Here is a 17,709-nt window from a genome sequence, read left to right as displayed (position 1 = left end):
CAGCTGCTAACCACTTAAACATAAGATGTTTTAGGCGTCAAGGTGAGGTAAATACGGACAATGCCCGCCGATCGACCGCACGGTGCGAGTTAAAGATCAGATGTATTCGGTGGTGTCGCCCGGTGCCAGTCGGTCACCGACTGATAGCATTCGCCCACGCCGAACAACGCGCCCTCACGGTGCGCCGCAGCGGTGAGTTGCGCTCCCACCGGCATGCCCGAGGACGGGTGGAACCCGACCGGCAGAGCCAGCGTCGGGCCGTCGTGCAACGACCACGGGTACGTGAATTGTCCCATCCGGCGCGAGAGCGCAACAACGTCGTCACCCCCGTCCCTCGGCGGGACATCGACGGGCATGGCCGGGGTCAGCACCGCGTCGACACTCTCGAACGTGGCGGCCATGGCCTGACGGAACCGATCGCGGCCGGTGAGTGCACGGGCACGGTCGGAGTCGGAGATGCTCAGGCCCAACCTTATTCGCTCGTACGTCGCGGCTTGGAAGCGAGAAGGCTCGGTGTCGAGCCGGTGTCGATGGCGGCGAGCGAGGTCGCTGTAGACAATCGTGTAGACGATGTCCTGGGCATCGTCGGCATGCCCCAGTTCGATGGGGACGATCTCGTACCCCAGTTCGGCGAACGTGCGCACCGCGGCCGCGACGGCCTGCGCGACGCCCAGATCTACGTCCACGGTGAGGAAGACGCTGGGGACACCGATGCGCGTGACGTCCGAGGGCTCGGAGGGGCTTAGGGACAGGACGTCGAACAGAGCCTTCACCTCGGTGACCGACCGCGCCATCGGGCCGACGGTGTCGAATTGCTCGCTCACCGGGAAAACTCCGTCATTGCTGATCGAGCCCCAGCTCGGGCGTAGACCGGTGATCCCGCATGCTGCGGCGGGGAGGCGCACCGACCCGCCGGTGTCGGTGCCCAGGGACGCGTCGACCACCCCGGTGGCGACGGCGATCCCCGAACCGCCGCTCGATCCGCCGGGCACCCGAGCGGTATTCCACGGGTTGTACGACGGGCCTGCAGCCGAGTTCTGCGAGGTGACGCCGACGGCGAACTCGGCCATGTTCAGTTTCGCGACCACCGACCCGCCTGCGCGTCGCAGGCGGGTGACGACCTCGGCGTCAGCGTCGGCGACGTTGTGCTCGAAGAACTCCGACGCGCAGGTGGTCTCGACGCCGGCCACGTCGATGTTGTCCTTGACTCCGATGCGCAGGCCGGACAGGGGCCCCGGGGTGTCGTTCCGGTCGTCGATCCACCGGACGACACCGCCGAAGGTCCCGTCCTCGATCAGGCCGCGCTCCGGGCGCGCAGCTCGGCCGTCGCGTCCTCGTCTACTGTCCACGAATCGGTGTTCACGACCACACCGTAGTCGCGTCGAGCATCGTCCTCGGTGAGGTACTCGTCCCAGACGTCGCTGAGCACCTGGAACGGATCACGCTCGAACGGGTTACCAAAGCCGCCGCCCGAGGGGAGCTTGATCTCCAGTGTCTCACCGGAACGAATCGTCTCCTGAGTGACCTTGGAGTACAACACTTCCTCGCGGTCGGTCCCGGCGTTCCTGGTGAACGAGCCGGACACACCGTTGTGTCCGCCGAGAGCACCGGCCGGCGGATCCGATCGGTTGTCGGCCTCGGAACCGAGGAACGTATCGGTCTCCATCAACCACTTGCGCACACTGCCGATACCGCCTCGCCACTTGCCCGGTGCGGGAGCCTCGTCGCGCAGCTCGTACCGCAACGCACGCATGGCGTGGTTGAGCTCGAGTTCCTCGATGGGGTTGTTGCGGGTGTTGGCCATCAGGGCGTCGACGGCGTCCATACCGTCCTTGCCGTTGCGGCCGCCGTACGAGCCCTCGTTGATTTCGATGTAGACCCAATAGGATTCACCGTCCGGCGCGATACCGGAATAGGCGATGGCGCACAGAGCGGCGGACGATCCTGCGATCGCGTGATCGGGAAGCACCGGGGCCAGAGCCAGGTTGATCGAGTCGAACACCCGGTTCACCTGCGAGAACCGTGCGAAGCACGACGCGGGGAAGTCCGGGTTGAAGATCGTGCCCTCGGGGGCATAGGCCTTGACGGGTCGGAAGCACCCGTCGTTCTGGGGAACGAATTCCTCGGTCAGGTCCTCGTCGAGCAGGATCGTTCGGATAGCCGAGACGGCTACCGGGAGAACCGAACCCTCGAACGGGACGTTGAACGCGGTGGGCACCTGACTGTTCGAGCCGGTGAGGTCGATGAGAATGTCCTCGCCCTCGACCTGCACCCGCACGGCCACCTTCAGTGGTTCGCCGCGGTTCTTGCCGTCGTCGTCGAGGTAGCCGATGGGTGCGGTGTAGCTGCCGTCCGGAATTTCGCGAATCTTTTTGCGCAGCATGGACTCGGAGTAGTCCATCCAGCGTTCGCCCGCGCTCATGACGGTGTCGAGGCCGTACTTCTCGAGCAGTTCGGTGAAACGCTTCTCGCCGATCCGTGAGCACGCGATCAGTGCTTCGAGGTCGCCGCGGTTCTGTTCCGGGGTACGGACGTTGTCGAGGATGTGTTGAATCAGGTAGTCGTTGCGGACCCCGGCCTCGTAGATCTTCATCGAGTCCATCAGCTTGCCTTCTGCCCACACGTCGACGACGTCCATGCACAGTCCGGGGAAGTTGCCGCCGACGTCGGACACGTGCCCGGTGCACCCGGCGAAGCCGATGTGCTTGCCCTGCCAGAAGATCGGAATGATCACGCCGTAATCGGGGGAGTGAGCCGCTCCGTGGTACGGATGATTGTGCAGCACCACGTCTCCGGGCTTGTACGTTCCGGCGAGACGACGGTTGACGCCCTTGATGTAGGCGGGAATCGAACCACAGTGCATCGGAGTCGAATCCGATTCACACAGTTCGCGTCCGTTGATGTCGAAGATGCCCGCGCCGAGGTCCTCGGACTCTCGGATGAGCGAGGAGTACGCCATGCGGTAGAGCACCTGGGCCATCTCTTTGGCCATCGACTGCAGGGCTCCGCCGATGACGCGCAGCGTGATGGGATCGACCTCGACGTCGTTCCAGGTTCGAGTGGATTCGCCCGCCAGTGATACTCCGGTGGTGGGCATCAGCGCCTTGCTCATGCGGGGTTCCTCTCGATGATGATGTGGCCGACGGCGTCGACGGTGGCGTGCTGGTTCATGCCGATGATCGTGGTGGAATCGAACTGCTCGACGATTGCCGGACCGTCGATCTCGTTGTTCGCCAACAACAACGACCGCTCGTAGACAGGGGTGTCCACCCACTGCGGCGCGGACGTCTCGTCCTGCCAGAACAGTGCCTGCGTGGTCGTCTTGATCGCGGCCGAGGAGTCGGCGGAGCCCACGGCGATGTCGGCGATCTGTACGTGCGGGACAGCACCCACGCCGGTGACGCGGACGTTGATCAGCTGGACGGGCTTGTCGTCGAACCGCTGTGAGTAGGTGCGGCCGTGCACATCGTGGAATGCCTCCGCAACGGTCTTAACCCACACGTCGTCGATCTCGCCGTCCGGCGCAGCGACACGCAATTCGTAGCCCTGGCCGACGTAACGGCAGTCGACGCTGCGCTCGAGCGAAATGTTCTCGGCCGCAACGCCGTCCTTCTCGAGCTGCGCGACGGCCAGTGCGGACAGACGCTCGACCTGCTCCTGCAGCAGTTCGATGTTCGGGTCCGCAGACGACGTCCACACCGTCGTCGGCTCCTCGTAGCGGATGTCGGTGGTGAGCAGGCCGACAGCGGAGGTGATGCCGGGGTGACCGGGCACGATCACGCGCGGGATACCGAGCTGGTCGGCGATCTGCCAGGCAAACAGCGGACCGGCACCACCTTCGGCGATCAGTGAGAAGTCGCGCGGGTCATAGCCTTTGCGCACCGAGTGCAGGCTGATCGCCTCGGTCATGGAATGGGCGAGGATCTTGAAGATGCCCATCGCGGCGTCGTCGAGTGGGGTGTCGAGCTTGTCGGCGATGTGCGTCTGAATCGCTTTACGCGCCAGCTCAGGCTTGACCTCCATGGTTCCGGACAGGAAGCTCTTCTCGCGCAGCCATCCCATCATCACCATGGCGTCGGTAGAGGTCGGTTCAGTGCCGCCGTGTCCGTAACAGGCCGGACCGGGAACGGCACCCGCACTGCGTGGTCCGACGCGGAACATGCCACCGTCGTCGACCACGGCGATGGATCCGCCTCCGGCACCGATGGTGTCGACCTCTGCCATCGGCACCATCGCGTGATAGTCACCGATTCGGGTGTCGAGCAGATGCTTCATCCGCAGGGCGCCGTCCGGGGCCACGCCGACATCCGCGGAGGTGCCACCGACATCGAGGGTGATGACACTGGGGAAGCCGGATGCCTTGCCGATGGCGCAGCCACCGAGCAGGCCGGCGACCACACCGCTGGTCAGGAGTGAGACCGGGATTTCGCTGGCGCTGCGCGAGGTGACGAGCCCGCCGGCCGAGGTCATGAGGTGTACGTCTTCGCCGACCTGCGCTGCTTTGGCCTTACCTGCGAGGTTCTCGATGTACTTCGAGGTCTTCGGTCCGATGAAAGCGTTGAGTGCTGCGGTCGAAAAGCGTTCGTACTCGCGGTATTGCGGGGCGACCTCGCTGGAGAGGGAGATGAAGACGCCGGGAAACTCTTCTTCGATGATGGCTCGCACGCGCTGCTCGTGCGTGGGGTTGCGGTACGCGTGCAGGAATGCGACGGCGATGGCCTGCACGCCTCGCTCACGCAGCAGCCGAACCTGCGCTCGCACAGCATCTTCGTCGAGCGGGGTGAGAATATTTCCTGCGGCATCGATGCGTTCCGGGACGACGCGACGGTTGCGTCGCGGCACGAGCTGCCACTTCTGCCACGGAAGATCCTGGTAGTTGGAGTAATTGAGAGGACGCTTCTTGCGCGCGATGTGCAGCAGGTCGCGGAAGCCCTCGGTGGTGATCATGCCGACGTCGCAGCCGTTGTGCTCGAGCACGATGTTGGTGGCCACGGTGGTGCCATGGAAGAACATGTCGATTTCGGACGGGTCGATCCCGGCACGTTCGGCGAGAACCTTGATGCCGTCCATCGTTCCGATCGAGGGGTCGTGATTGGTGGACGGGGTCTTGTGCACGACGACCGTGCCGTCGTCGTCCCATAGGACGAGGTCGGTGAACGTGCCGCCGACGTCGACTCCAATGCGTTTCATGCTGCGTCCGTTCTGTCGGTGCCCGAAGGGAGCGGGAAGGCGTGCTCCGCGTGTCCTACGAAGTCGTGGGGTCACTGCTGAGGTGACATGAGTCATAGTGCTGATCATCGACAGGAAAAGCAATACCTCTGATGTATTGCGTCGGCTTTGTCCAGATATCGGCCTAGATCCGGGTCGGTATGCGCGGTTCCTTGCTAAAAAGCGGATGTATCGAGGGTTGCGATCTCCGCATCTCGGGGCATCGGCCAGGCTAAGCTCGAGCCGACCGGTCAGTAGGAACAGTCGAGCGACATCAGGGGGAAGACGTGGCCCAATCGGCTCCGCTCAAGGCGACCGCCAAGAGTGTCCCCGCGTATGCGGTTCTCGCCGGCCATCTTCGGAGCCGCATTCTCTCCGGTGAGCTGCAGCCAGGAGAGCGGCTACCCGGCGAAGCCGAGCTCACCGCCGAATTCGGCGTCGGGCGTAGCACTATTCGTGAAGCCCTGCGGTCCCTGGCCAGCCAGAACCTGATCGAGACGACCCGGGGAGTCACCGGAGGTAGCTTCGTTGCCGTCCCCAGCGTGGGGCACATCAGCGAGCATCTGGAAACCGGTGTGGCACTGATGGCCGCCGCGGAGACCGTCACCGTCGACCAGCTCATGGAAGTCCGCAACCTGATGGAGGTTCCGGCCGCGGGCATCGCTGCGTTTCGCCGCACCGACGAGCATCTCGAGCAGCTCAACGCGACGATCTTCGATCCCAATCAAGTGCAGGGACCCGAGACGTTCGCCAAGAACCAGGAATTCCACCTCGTCCTGCTCCGCGCAGCCCACAACCCTCTGCTCGAGCTCATCACCGCACCCGTCTTCCGTGTCCTGTCCGGGCGATTCGGCCGCGATCATGCACCCGAGGGGTTCTGGCAGTGTGTCGACAGCGACCACCGCGGACTGCTCGACGTGGTGCAGGCCGGTGACTCGATGGCCGCCATGGATCTGATGCGTAAGCATCTCGACCACCTCGGTGACTCGTACCGACAGATGGATCGACTTCGTAATCCGTAAACATCTGCTCTTTACCGAGTCGATTCAGGTGAAGTCTGCTGATTACCGGTTTTCTTGAACCCTTGACGCCGTAAACATCTGATGTTTATGGTCTAGGTAAGGCACTCGCCAAACCGACACGAGGAGACACGGTGGCAATCCATCCGGCCGTTCTGGGGCGCTTCTTCGACGACTACACCGTGGGGGACGTCTACCAACATCCCTTCGGGCGGACGATCTCGGAGACCGACAACACGTGGATCACGCTGCTGTCGCTCAACACCAACCAGAACCACTTCAACGCGCATCTGGCGTCGCAGAATCCCATCACCGATGGGAAGGTCATCGTCAACTCCGGCTTCACAGTCTCTGTGGTGCTAGGACTTTCGGTGATCGACATGAGCCAGAACGCGATCTCCAACCTCGCCTTCACCGACATCAAGATGTCCCACCCGGTCTATGCAGGCGACACCCTGTACGCCGAAAGCATCTGCACCGGGCTTCGCAAGTCCGAGTCACGCCCCTACGCCGGCATCGTCTCGATGATCACCCGCGGCCTCAATCAGGATGGTGTCGAGGTCATTTCGTGGAAGCGCTCGGTCATGGTCGCCACCCGCGACAGTGGCATCGGGCAGAATTACTTCCCCGAAGCGCAGAACGGCCCGCTCGAACTTCCCCAGACTAAGGATTCCGACGCATGAGGCCACTCGAAGACGTCCGCATCATTTCCCTCGAGCAGTACGGCGCAGGCCCGTTCGGTAGCTTGCACCTCGCCGACCTCGGCGCGGACGTCATCAAGATCGAGGACCCCAGCGTCGGCGGTGACGTCGGCCGCTACGTCCCGCCCTACAACGAGGGTGAAGACTCGCTGTTCTTCGAGAGCTTCAATCGCAACAAACGTTCACTCTCCCTTGACCTTTCGACCCCGAGTGGCCGAGCGGTGTTCGAGGACCTCGTCCGCACCAGTGACGCCGTGTACTCCAACCTCCGCGGTGACGTTCCGGAGAAGATCGGCATCACCTACGACCAGCTCAAGCATCTCAATCCCGCGATCGTGTGCTGCAGCCTCACCGGGTTCGGCATGACCGGCCCGCGCTCGAAAGAACCTGGCTACGACTACATTCTGCAGGGTCTCGCCGGCTGGATGAGTGTGACCGGCGACCCGGACGGCCCGCCCACGAAATCCGGTCTGTCGCTGGTCGATTACTCCGGTGGATTCGTCGCCGCGATCTCGCTGCTGTCGGGACTGCACGCTGCCCGACGCGACGGCATCGGCGGTGACTGCGACGTCTCGCTGTACGACACGGCGATGTCACTGCTCACGTACCCCGCGACGTGGCATCTCAACGCCGGCTTCGAGCCGATCCGTACGAAGAACTCGGCGCACCCCTCGCTGGTTCCGTTCCAGGCCTTCGAGGCAACGGACGGTTGGCTCATCGTCGGTTGTGCCAAAGAGAAGTTCTGGGACCGGCTCGTCGTGGCCATCGACCGGCCGGACCTCGGTGCCGATCCACGGTTCACCAACTTCTCGCTGCGCGGTAAGCATCAGGACGTGCTGCTGCCGATCCTGGAAGAGGTGTTCGCCACCAATACCGTCGATCACTGGCTTTCGAAGCTCGGCCCGGCCGGGGTGCCTTCCGGTCCGATCAACGACGTCGAGCACGCACTGACCGAACCCCACACGATCGCACGCAATCTCGTGGTCGAGACCGAGCATCCGGTGTACGACACGGTGCGCCAGGTCGCCTCCCCGGTCAACTTCGGATCCGAGGCCAAGCAGTACCGCCGAGCGCCGCAGCGCAACGAGCACTTCGACGACATCGTGCGCGACCAACTGGGCTACGACGACGAGCGCGTCGCGAAACTGAAGGCGGAGGGTGCCTTCGGTACGGCGAAAGACGAGGTGCGGGCGTGACCTCGACGATCCTGGCGGAGTGGGCATCGGGTGTCACCCTTGCCGATCTGTCCGAGGACGTCCGGCACGCGGCCGCGCGGCACCTGCTCGACGGCGTCGGTAATACCGTTGCGGCCCAACGCCTCGGCTACGGCCGACCGGGCTGGACGGTGGCCGACGCCCTGGGTGGGCCGCAGGAAGCCCGTCCACTCACGGGTACCCGCGGACTGTCCGCGCCGGCAGCCGCCTTCGCGACGGGGGTGATGCTGCACTCTCTGGACTTCGACGACACGCATGCGGGCGCTCTGGTGCACGCGACGGCGGTATCGCTTCCTGCGGCATTCGCCGTCGGACAGCAAGTGTCGGCCTCGGGTGCCGATGTGCTGACCGCCGCAGCTCTCGGGCTCGAAACCGCCTGCCGCCTCGGTGAAGTCAGCCCGCACGGGTTTCATGCCCGGGGTGTGCATGCCACTGCAGCGGTGGGACCGTTGACGGCTGCGCTCGTTGCCGGGCATCTCTCGAAGTTCGACACCGAGACGTTGGTCAACGCCCTGGGGATCGCAGGGTCGTCCAGCTCGGGGCTGCTCGAGTTCCTCGATACCGACGCCGACACCAAAGCGCTGCATCCCGGATCGGCGAGTATGAACGGTGTTCTGGCCGCTCGGCTCGCGGCCGCCGGTGCGACAGGCCCGTCGTCGGTGCTGGAAGGTCGACGCGGCATCTACGCTGCGCTGACCGATCGGCCGACGAATTTTGCGGCACTGACCGAGGGACTCGGTACGCGGTGGGAGGCCACGCGGATCGGCATCAAGCCGTATCCGAGTTGCCAGCTCATGCACGTGACGCTCGATGCGGTGTCGGAAGCGATCGGCGACAACGCAGTTCAGGCCAGCGATGTGGATGACATCGAGGTGTTCGTTCACCCCGATTCGAGTCCGTTCGTCTGCGGACCCAACACGGGCGTCGCCTCACCGCGCAGTACCTACGACGGCAAGTTCGACCTGCCGTGGAGTGTGGCCGCGCTACTGCACGACGGCGCCATCACCGTCTCGACCTACACCGACGAATCCATCGCACGCGAGGACGTCCTCGTCACCGCCCGCAAGGTGCGGGTGACGAACCTGCCGTCCGAGGTTCCCGCGGCCGCCGCGTCGGGCAGGGCGGTTCTCACGCTCACCGACGGACGAGTGCTCGACGCCTCCGTCGGAGGCAGTCAGGGATCCGCCGGATTCCCGCTGAGCGACGACCGCCTGCTGGAGAAGTTTCTCGGAAACTGCGGCAACGACTCTCGTGCCACCGAGCTGGCCGACCGCATCCTCGGGTTGGTCGACGAAACCGACTTGACCGCCATCCTCGATCTCGCCGCAGCCATCGCGCCGGCACCCTGATACTTCAATCGACAGGACATCATCATGGACTTCACGTACGACGAGCAGCAGTCGGCCTTCCGTAAAGCATTGCGCACCTTCGTCGACAAGGAAATCATCCCAGTTGCGAACGAGTGGGAGAAGACGGGTCGATACCCCACCGAGATCGTTGAGCACATGAAGGCCATGGGCCTGTTCGGGATCACGACGCCGGAGGAGTACGGCGGCCTCGACCTCGACAAGGTCTCGTTCACCCTGGTGTACGAGGAGCTGGCCCGCGGCTGGATGGGCGTTGCCGGAATTCTCGGCAGCCACAACCTCTCGTGCTGGATGATCGGCAAGCACGGCACCGAGGAGCAGAAGAAGACTCTGCTGCCCAAGCTCGCGTCGGGTGAATGGCGTACGGGTGTCGGTCTGACCGAGCCCGGTGCCGGCACCGACCTGCAGGGCATCAAGACCACCGCCAAGCGCGACCGCGACCACTACGTCGTCAACGGTGCCAAGACGTGGATCACCAACGCACGGCACGCGAATGTGCTTCCGGTACTGGTGAAGACCGACACCACGACTACACCGGCACACAAGGGCATGTCGCTGTTGCTGATCGACACCACGACCGACGGGTTCGAGGTCCAGCGCGACATGGGCAAGCTCGGCTACAAGGGAACCGAATCGTGTGAGATCACGTTCACCGACGTACGGGTCCCCGTCGACGCAGTGCTCGGTGGCGTCGAGGGTCGCGGTCTGCAGCAGGCACTGTCGGGTCTCGAGATCGGCCGTCTCAACATCGCCGGCCGCAGCGTCGGCATCGCGCAGGCTGCCTACGACGCTGCGCTCGAATACGCCAAGCAGCGCACCGCATTCGGTCAGCCCATCGCCGAGTTCCAGGCGATCCAGCTCAAGATCGCCGACATCGCGACCCAGCTGCAGGCCGCACGTCTGATGACGTACTGGGCTGCATCGCAGGCGGATTCAGGTAAGCGGGTGGACATGGAAGCCGGCATGGCAAAGTACTTCGCCTCCGAAGCCGCCATCACCGCCAGCCTCGAAGCCATGCGCATCCACGGTGGGTACGGCTACTCCACGGAATTCGTCGTCGAGCGCCTCTACCGCGACGCGCCGCTGATGGCCATCGGTGAGGGCACCAACGACATCATGCGTACCGTCATTGCCAAGTCCCTCGTCGCGGGCACGGGCGTCATCGGATGAGGTCGGCTCTGACGTACCTCTACGTACCCGGGGACGTGCCGGAGCGGTTCGACAAAGCACTGGCATCGGGCACCGACGCGGTGGTGCTGGATCTCGAGGACGCCGTCACCGCGGCGAACAAGGATCACGCCCGCGCGACGGTGGCCGAGTGGGTTGCTGCCTGCGATCCGGGTGACGTGCAGATTTGGGTGCGGGTCAACCCAGGGCCGTTGCAGGAGGACGATATTCGTGCGGTGCTACACCCGCACCTGACCGGTATCTGGTTGCCGAAGGTCTCGTCTGCCCGTGAGATCGAACAGGCCGACGCTCTACTGAGTGGCAGTGACGCGGTGGTCTCGCCTCTCATCGAGACGGCCGCCGGAGTGTTCGCCGCTCTCGAGATCGCCCGTGCTCCTCGGGTCAAGTTTCTCCAAATCGGGGAAGTGGACCTCGCCGCGGATCTGGGCGTCGACGGTTCCGCGGAATCACTGTCGTTCGTGCGGGCTCAGGTGGTCGCAGCCAGCGTGGCGGCGAGGATCGATCCACCGCCTGCTGCGGTGTCGCGAAACTTCCGCGATGCCGAGGCGTTCGAGGCCGATACTTGCACTCTGGCCGGTCTCGGTTTCGTCGGGCGTGCGTGTATTCATCCGGCTCAACTCGGTCCTGTGCGAACGGTGTTCGTGCCGTCGGAGTCGGAAGTTCTCGAGGCAGAGCAACTGTTGGCCGGCTTGGAACGTGCCACCTCGGGTGTGGCTGTGGACAGCAAGGGATTCCTGATCGACGAGGCAGTGGCCCGAACCGCCCGACGGGTCGTGGAACGGGCCGCGTCGCGATAGCCGATTCGGTGGATTCGAGACTGCGGCAACAGGTTACCCGGCCAACGCTCCGAGGGCCTGGTAGACGAGAAACGCCGGCCAGACGAACGACTTGAGCACGGCGACAAGGTGTTCGCCGAAACCTGACGCGGCCTGCCACCAGAAGATCAGACTGCCGATGCCGCCGAAGAAGTACACCGCCTCACCTCCGGTTCCCGGTGTGGAACGTGTCGACGTGCGGTGGGTGTGCTCTCGATCGGTAGCGGACATCGCATTCGCCTTCCCTCTGCTGCTGCGTAGAGGTTCATCGTCCATCGATGCCAACGGGCGACCGTAGGGCCAAGAGTCACATGGAAGCGGCCCGATCGGCCCGAAAACCCGAGCACCCGACGCTCGCCGTGGCCCCACCGGCACTGAGGATGAAGGTGTGCCGTCCTTCGGCGAAGAACAATCCGGTGATGATCATCGGCCGGTGTCGTTCCTTTCGTAGTACGAAAGTGACTTCATCGCATCCAGGATGGCTGGGCGAAATGGCTGCGGCACTACGTAATTGCCGTCGCAGACCAGCCACCCGTCGGTGATGAACTGATCCACTAGGCCGAGGAGGATCGATGCATTGATGTGCTCGTACAGGTCCCCGGAACCGAGCGGGCCGACTTCCGGAAGCCGCTTGCGCGGAGCGCTCGTCATAGCGGCGAGAACGATCTGTCCGGCTACCACATCCGCGGTTTCCGACGGTCTGAGGGGGTTCAGGCTGACGAAGTAGCGGCGGACGGCGTGCGAGAGAGCCGTCCGGTGGGCGGCCAAGGAGCCGGGCAGTGAGTGGGCGAACTCGTGGGCGCTCGGACCGCGGGACGCTGTGGTGGATGTGAGCTCGATCAATCCGGCTGCCGTGGCCGCATCCCACAGTGTCATCAAGTTGGGGATGTCGCGCATGGAACGGGAGTTCAGTGCACGAGGGTCCAGATCCACACCGACGGCCTTCGCCAGCTCGCTGACCGACCCAGGTCGCGGAACACCTGTGCCGGTGATCGGTCGTGACGTCCCGAGCCAGCCGAGGAGCGAACGAAGCTGCGCTATCGGCTGCGATGCGGTCAGCGCTGCGAACTCGTCCTCGGCGGTCGGTGGTGCGAGCTCGATGTCGTGGGGCGTCATCCGGTCGATCGCCGGCTCGACGTCGGCGTTGTAGCTGGTAGTGCTGCCCGACTGTCCGAGTTCGGTGGATTCACGAGATGCTTTGCGGCCGAACAAAGGGATCACGCGAGCGAGGTTGTTCTCTGTTCGGTCGGAGGGCACGAACACAGCACAGGAAAAATGAGTTGCCACGGACAGCAACGGAACTTGCGGCGAGCTCGATGTTGCAGGCCCCGACGCGGAGTGTCAGCGCAGCACGCTGCGACCCAGTGGCAGACCTCGTCCACCGGTTGCACGGCTCATCGAGTCGAGGAACAGGTACGCGCCCACCGCGACGAAGGAGAACACCAGGTAACCGCCGATGGATGTCTGAGTTGTACTGCTGTTGGCGGCACCGAGGAAGACGAAGAGCACGGCGAAGTCGATGAGGGTGAAGAGCAGGGTGAAGGCGAACGGGAGTCGGATGCTGGCGATGGTGAGGAGAACGATGATGATCAACCAGGTCAGCAGGAAGAGTTTCTGTGTTTGTACTGCGTCCTCGGCGACTACCCCGAACCAGTTGTTGGTCAGACCAAGTACGAGCAGGGCGTAGCTGATCCAAAAGCCGGTGAAGATACCGAACACGCTCGCTACGGCGTTCTGGTCGCGGCTGGCGGCCCAGATCGCGGCGACGAGCTGGCCGATTCCTGTCGCGGCCAGGATGATCGGGATCGACGCGCCGGTTGCCTCCACGGGCACATAGCCGATCAGTACGAGTCCCAGCGCGATGGAGCCGGCCAGGAAGGTCGGGACGCCGATCAGCGCGGGATCCGCCACCGGGGGTGGTTCGAGATTAGTTGTGGCGGTTGCAGATTCATGATCGTTCACGTGTGTAGTTGTCATGCGCGTCAACGTAACACCGCAGATCCCATAGCTGACCCCGCCGATACCTGGCCACAAGGATAGGTCGTGGGGGGTAGCTATTGCCGCGGATGAGGGATCGGACTCGAGGTACGACACATGACCGGCCTTCGATATCTGCCACCATGACGACGAAAGGCCCTGTAGACCGAACAGGTCTACAGGGCCGAATGCGGCAATGGCACTCAATCCGCGCTCGTCGTCGCTCCGAGTAGATCTCGCACAGTGTTCGCGACACTGATGAATTCGGGCTTCTCCATCGTTGCGCTGTAGTCCCGATGCACAGGAAGGTCGACGTCGAGGATATCGACTATTCGTCCGGGCCGTGGGCTCATGACGACCACTCGGTTGGCGAGGTAGACCGCTTCGGCGACGGAGTGGGTGACGAGCATGACCGTCGTCCCGGTTTCCCGCCAGATGCGGTGCAGCTCGACGTTCATCTTCTCGCGGGTGAGGGCGTCCAGCGCTCCGAAAGGCTCGTCCATGAGCAATACTTCGGGCTCGTGAAGCAATGCACGGCAGAGGGATACGCGCTGCTGCATACCGCCGGACAGCTCATGGGGAAGTGCCCCCTCGAAACCGGTCAACCCGGTCATCTCTATGAGCTGATCGGCCCTCGCGGCCGCCGCCTTCTTGTTCATCCCGCGCATCTCACCCTGCAGCAGAATGTTCTTCCGCACCGTCCGCCATTCCAGCAGGGCCGCGCGTTGGAAGACGTAACCGATGTTGCGCTGGGGGCCGTGCACCTCCTTGCCTGCCAGCTCCACCGAACCGCGAGAGGCACCGGTGAGACCGGCGACCACCTTGAGAAGGGTGGACTTGCCGCAGCCGGACGGCCCTGCGATGGAGACGAATTCGCCCCTGCCGACCTGGAGGTCGACGTCGGAGAGAGCGGTGACGTCACCTCGCTTGGAGGAGAACTGGACGGTCAGGTTGTCCACCGATACCGCGGTGTCGGTCATCGTTGTCGGCCGTTCACTGGTGATGGCGTTCATGATTGCGTCTCATTCCTCGTTGGAGGTGAAGCTGGAGTCCCAGTACGTCGACGCCTCGGCTCCGGTCTCGGTGAGTCCGGCATCGCTGAGGATGCTGATGGTGTTGGCCCAGTCCTGGTCGCTGTTGACGCCCGGTGCCATTCCTTCGGTGTTCTCGGTCGTGAGCAGTGGGATCGTCTCTTGCCACTGCTGCAGCAACACCGACTCCGGCGGAGTCTGCGGGTCCTTACCGACCATCGATGCCACGGCTGCTTCAGGATTGGCGATGGCTGCCTCGAACGATTCGCGGGTGGCGTCGACCATGGCCTGAACGAGTTCGGGGGAGCGTTCGATGGTCGACGTGTTGGCGATGAGGCCGTTGCTGTAGAAGTTCAGGCCCTCGTCGGAGTAGCGGAGATAGCGCATCTCGCGTCCGGACTTGTTCGCGATGTTGGGCCCTTGGTCGTGCGCGAAGCCGATGAGACCGTCGACCTGACCCGAGAGCATTGCGGCGATCTTGCCTGCGGAGTCCAGACTCTGCTGCTGAACCTGGTCCTCGGAAACGCCGGCGCGGTCGAGGAAGATGGGGAATGTGGTGGTGGGGGCGTCGCCGGCGGACACGGCGATGGTCTTGCCTGCGAGATCGGCGGTGGTCTGGATCGGTCCGTCCGCGTAGACCTGCACAGCCGACGGCGTCGTCTGCAGGAATACGCCGAGGCTCTTGACCTTCACGCCCTTGTCGATGTTGGACATCACGGCCGCGGTGTCGGCCCAGCCGAAGTCGGTTTGGTTCGAGCCCGCAGCCTGGGCTGTCTTGGTGGATCCTTGTCCGGCGGTGATGGTGAGGTCGATACCGTGCTCGGCGAAGATTCCCTCCTGCACGCCGTAGTAGAACGGGGCGTGCTCGCCGTAGGGGTACCAGTTGAGCATCAGCGAGGTCGCGGTGGTCTCACCGTCGGTGCCAGGGGCCTTTTCCTCGCCGCCACCTCCTCCGCTGCATCCGGCGAGTACCAGAGCGGACGACGCGACGGTCGCCACCAGAACGTTCTTGAGCTTCATGGAATGTGTCCTTCGATGTAGGGAGAGCATGCGGTCACACAGCGCCGACGGACGCGGTGGAGCGACGCGATGCGTGCCAGGGGATGAGGAATTTCTCGGCGATCTCGATGATCAGGAAGAGGAGAATTCCCAGTAGAGACATGATGATGAGTGCAGCGAAAAGCATTGCTGTGTCGATGTTTCCGTTGGCCTGGAGGATCACGTACCCCAGACCTTCGTTGGCACCGACGAATTCGCCGACCACCGCTCCGGTCACTGCGAGTGTTGCGGCGATCTTCAGGCCGGACATCAGCTGGGGCAACGACGCGGGAAAACGAACCTTGCAGAACGTCTTCCACTTGCTCGCACCCATGGTCGAGGTGAGTTCGAGGATCTCGGGATCGACGGAACGCAGTCCCGCCATTCCGGCGATGACGATGGGGAAGAACGCCATCAGAACGGCCACGAGGATCTTGGGGCTGGGGCCGAAGCCGAGCCACACGACGAAGAGGGGCGCGATGGCGATCTTCGGGATCACCTGCGCGAACAGGATGAGCGGATACATCGTCTTCTCGATCGAGGACGAGTAGATCATAACCACCGCGACGGCGATGCCGACCACCGAGGCGATGACGAAGCCGGCGATGGTTTCGTAGGTGGTCACCCAGGTGTGACCGGCGAGGTAGGACGCGTTGTCCACCATCGTCGACCACGTGTCACCGGGTGACGGAAGGATATAGGGCGCAACGAGTTCGGAGGCGGTGACGGCCCACCAGGCGGCGATGAGCACGGCCACGAGGGCCAGGGGTCGCCAGAGGCCGGACCAGGTATTGCGGAGCGAAGGGAACCGTCGACGACGGGTCGGTGCGGGTTGAGGAACCGACGCGGTGGCAGAACGGACTTCGACCGACGATGTTGTCGTCATATGGAGTCCTCGATCTAGTAGGAGGCGGGTCCGTCTACTCCCGCTGGAATGCGCTTTCCGAAGCTGACGCCCAACGTAGTGTGATCGCGCCCACAGTGTCAAGCAATTCGGACAATCAGCTGTTCAGAGCGGTGCTACGCCGCAGGACGACGGTGCCCGGTGCCCACTCCCGGCTTCCCGGGTGACTTTCCGGATCGAGGGCGAGTCGAACGGCTCGCTCGCCGATATCCACCAACGAGAGAGCGACGGTGGTCAGGCTCGGGGAGTGATCGCGCAGCGTGGGGATATCGTCGAACCCGGCTATGCAGACGTCTTCCGGCACGCTCAGGCCCAGCTCACGCCAGGCTGCGATTGCTCCGATGGCCATGACGTCGGTGACTGCGAATACGCACGGTGGAACGCCGTGGCCGGGGGAGAGCTCGAGTGCAGCCGCCAGGCGTCGCGCGGCGCTGTAGCCACCGTCTCGCGAGAAGTCCCCGGCCACTTCGATTTCCGGTGTAGCGCCGTATGTGCACAGCGTCTCGACGAAGCCGTTGCGACGATCGGCTGAGGTCCGGATGTTTCCAGGGCCGCCGATGATGGCAAAGCGACGATGGCCGTGCTCGTGCAGGGCCTGCGCCAAAGCTGCAGATGCGGCGAAGTTCTCCGGTTCGACCGCAGAGGCGAACGGCACCGGTTGTCCGATCACCACCACCCTGCCGCCGTTGTCGCGGTATGCCGCGAACTCCTGTCCCAACGCTCGGTCCAAGTCGCCGCTCTGCCTCGAGCCGGCCAGGATGATGGCATCGGCGCGGTGCGAGATGAAGGTGGCGACCGACTGCCGCTCGAGAGCGAAATCGCGCTCGGTACTGGCCAGGAGCACCAGTTTGCCTGCGTCGCGCGCCTCGTTCTGCACGCCGCGAACGATGGAGGAGAAGTACGGATCGGCCACATCGTGCACCACGAGCCCGATCAGTCCGGTCGACGACCGAGCCAGCGCCTGGGCCTGCGCGTTGGCGATATAGCCGAGATCCGCCGCCGCTGCACGGACGCGATCGGCCACACCCTCGCCGGGCACTCGTGACGAGCCGTTGAGCACCCGCGACGCTGTGGCCTGCGAGACGCCGGCCGCCGCAGCCACATCGCTGAGTCGTACTGCCGCCATAAACCCCTCACCCCCTGCGAAATCGTTGTGATCGACGGTCGCACTTGACCGATCGACATCGACAGCATAGCTTGGAAAGCGCATTCCGAAGCTGACTTTCCCTGACGACGCGTAGTGGACT

General features: G+C 64.0%; 16 protein-coding genes. 6 read left to right on the top strand and 10 right to left on the bottom strand.

Annotated features, from left to right (window positions below; translation table 11 throughout):
* Positions 1–89 precede the first annotated feature (89 nt).
* Genes K414_RS0121305 through K414_RS0121295 form a run of 3 tightly spaced genes read right to left on the bottom strand, consistent with a single transcriptional unit; the run spans position 90 to position 5,190 of the window.
* A complete protein-coding gene (locus K414_RS0121305) occupies positions 90–1,349 on the bottom strand; it encodes an amidase (RefSeq protein ID WP_237606260.1) in 1,260 nt (419 codons plus the stop codon).
* Positions 1,295–3,112, bottom strand: a complete 1,818-nt coding sequence (locus K414_RS0121300) for a hydantoinase B/oxoprolinase family protein (protein WP_027497781.1) — start codon at positions 3,110–3,112, stop codon at positions 1,295–1,297. The genes K414_RS0121305 and K414_RS0121300 overlap by 55 nt, the downstream gene beginning before the upstream one ends.
* Positions 3,109–5,190 carry a hydantoinase/oxoprolinase family protein gene (locus K414_RS0121295; RefSeq protein ID WP_027497780.1) on the bottom strand — a complete coding sequence of 694 codons (2,082 nt, stop codon included), beginning with the start codon at positions 5,188–5,190 and terminating at the stop codon, positions 3,109–3,111. The genes K414_RS0121300 and K414_RS0121295 overlap by 4 nt, the downstream gene beginning before the upstream one ends.
* A 305-nt stretch (positions 5,191–5,495) precedes the next feature.
* Between K414_RS0121295 and K414_RS0121290 the strand changes: the two genes are divergently transcribed.
* The 6 genes from K414_RS0121290 (at position 5,496) to K414_RS0121265 (ending at position 11,494) form a co-directional block, all read left to right on the top strand.
* Positions 5,496–6,230: a FadR/GntR family transcriptional regulator gene (locus K414_RS0121290; protein ID WP_027497779.1), complete on the top strand. Its 735-nt coding sequence runs from the start codon at positions 5,496–5,498 to the stop codon at positions 6,228–6,230.
* 131 nt (positions 6,231–6,361) lie between these two features.
* Entirely contained in the window at positions 6,362–6,910 is a 549-nt protein-coding gene (locus K414_RS0121285) for a MaoC family dehydratase (RefSeq protein ID WP_027497778.1), read from the top strand.
* Positions 6,907–8,124, top strand: a complete 1,218-nt coding sequence (locus K414_RS0121280) for a CoA transferase (protein WP_027497777.1) — start codon at positions 6,907–6,909, stop codon at positions 8,122–8,124. Before K414_RS0121285 ends, K414_RS0121280 begins: the two co-directional genes overlap by 4 nt.
* Entirely contained in the window at positions 8,121–9,491 is a 1,371-nt protein-coding gene (locus tag K414_RS0121275) for an MmgE/PrpD family protein (RefSeq protein WP_051365214.1), read from the top strand. The genes K414_RS0121280 and K414_RS0121275 overlap by 4 nt, the downstream gene beginning before the upstream one ends.
* 24 nt (positions 9,492–9,515) lie before the next feature.
* Positions 9,516–10,679: an acyl-CoA dehydrogenase family protein gene (locus tag K414_RS0121270; protein ID WP_027497775.1), complete on the top strand. Its 1,164-nt coding sequence runs from the start codon at positions 9,516–9,518 to the stop codon at positions 10,677–10,679.
* A complete protein-coding gene (locus K414_RS0121265) occupies positions 10,676–11,494 on the top strand; it encodes a CoA ester lyase (protein ID WP_027497774.1) in 819 nt (272 codons plus the stop codon). Before K414_RS0121270 ends, K414_RS0121265 begins: the two co-directional genes overlap by 4 nt.
* Positions 11,495–11,527: 33 nt before the next feature.
* On the opposite strand, the gene K414_RS0121260 is transcribed toward K414_RS0121265, so the two are convergent.
* The 7 genes from K414_RS0121260 to K414_RS0121225 all read right to left on the bottom strand — a co-directional run bounded on the left by K414_RS0121260 (position 11,528) and on the right by K414_RS0121225 (position 17,588).
* Complete coding sequence (locus tag K414_RS0121260; RefSeq protein ID WP_027497773.1) at positions 11,528–11,743, bottom strand: hypothetical protein; 216 nt, start codon at positions 11,741–11,743, stop codon at positions 11,528–11,530.
* Between the two features lie 192 nt (positions 11,744–11,935).
* On the bottom strand, positions 11,936–12,733 hold the full coding sequence (locus K414_RS0121250) for a hypothetical protein (protein ID WP_152530458.1): 798 nt from the start codon (positions 12,731–12,733) through the stop codon (positions 11,936–11,938).
* 120 nt (positions 12,734–12,853) lie between these two features.
* Complete coding sequence (locus K414_RS0121245) at positions 12,854–13,423, bottom strand: GPR1/FUN34/YaaH family transporter (protein ID WP_051365212.1); 570 nt, start codon at positions 13,421–13,423, stop codon at positions 12,854–12,856.
* A gap of 269 nt (positions 13,424–13,692) precedes the next feature.
* Positions 13,693–14,502, bottom strand: coding sequence for an ABC transporter ATP-binding protein (locus K414_RS0121240; protein WP_027497770.1), 810 nt, complete (start codon positions 14,500–14,502; stop codon positions 13,693–13,695).
* Between the two features lie 9 nt (positions 14,503–14,511).
* A complete protein-coding gene (locus K414_RS0121235; protein WP_027497769.1) occupies positions 14,512–15,540 on the bottom strand; it encodes an ABC transporter substrate-binding protein in 1,029 nt (342 codons plus the stop codon).
* 34 nt (positions 15,541–15,574) lie between these two features.
* The gene (locus K414_RS0121230; protein WP_027497768.1) at positions 15,575–16,444 is read right to left on the bottom strand and encodes an ABC transporter permease; all 870 of its coding nucleotides are present in this window, start codon (positions 16,442–16,444) and stop codon (positions 15,575–15,577) included.
* Positions 16,445–16,559: 115 nt separating this feature from the next.
* Positions 16,560–17,588 carry a LacI family DNA-binding transcriptional regulator gene (locus K414_RS0121225; RefSeq protein ID WP_027497767.1) on the bottom strand — a complete coding sequence of 343 codons (1,029 nt, stop codon included), beginning with the start codon at positions 17,586–17,588 and terminating at the stop codon, positions 16,560–16,562.
* Positions 17,589–17,709: the final 121 nt, after the last annotated feature.

This window comes from Rhodococcus sp. JG-3 (assembly GCF_000482405.1).
GTDB classification, from domain to species: domain Bacteria; phylum Actinomycetota; class Actinomycetes; order Mycobacteriales; family Mycobacteriaceae; genus Rhodococcoides; species Rhodococcoides fascians.
Note: the sequence above shows the minus strand (reverse complement) of the source record. Positions and strands in the feature narration are given on the sequence as shown.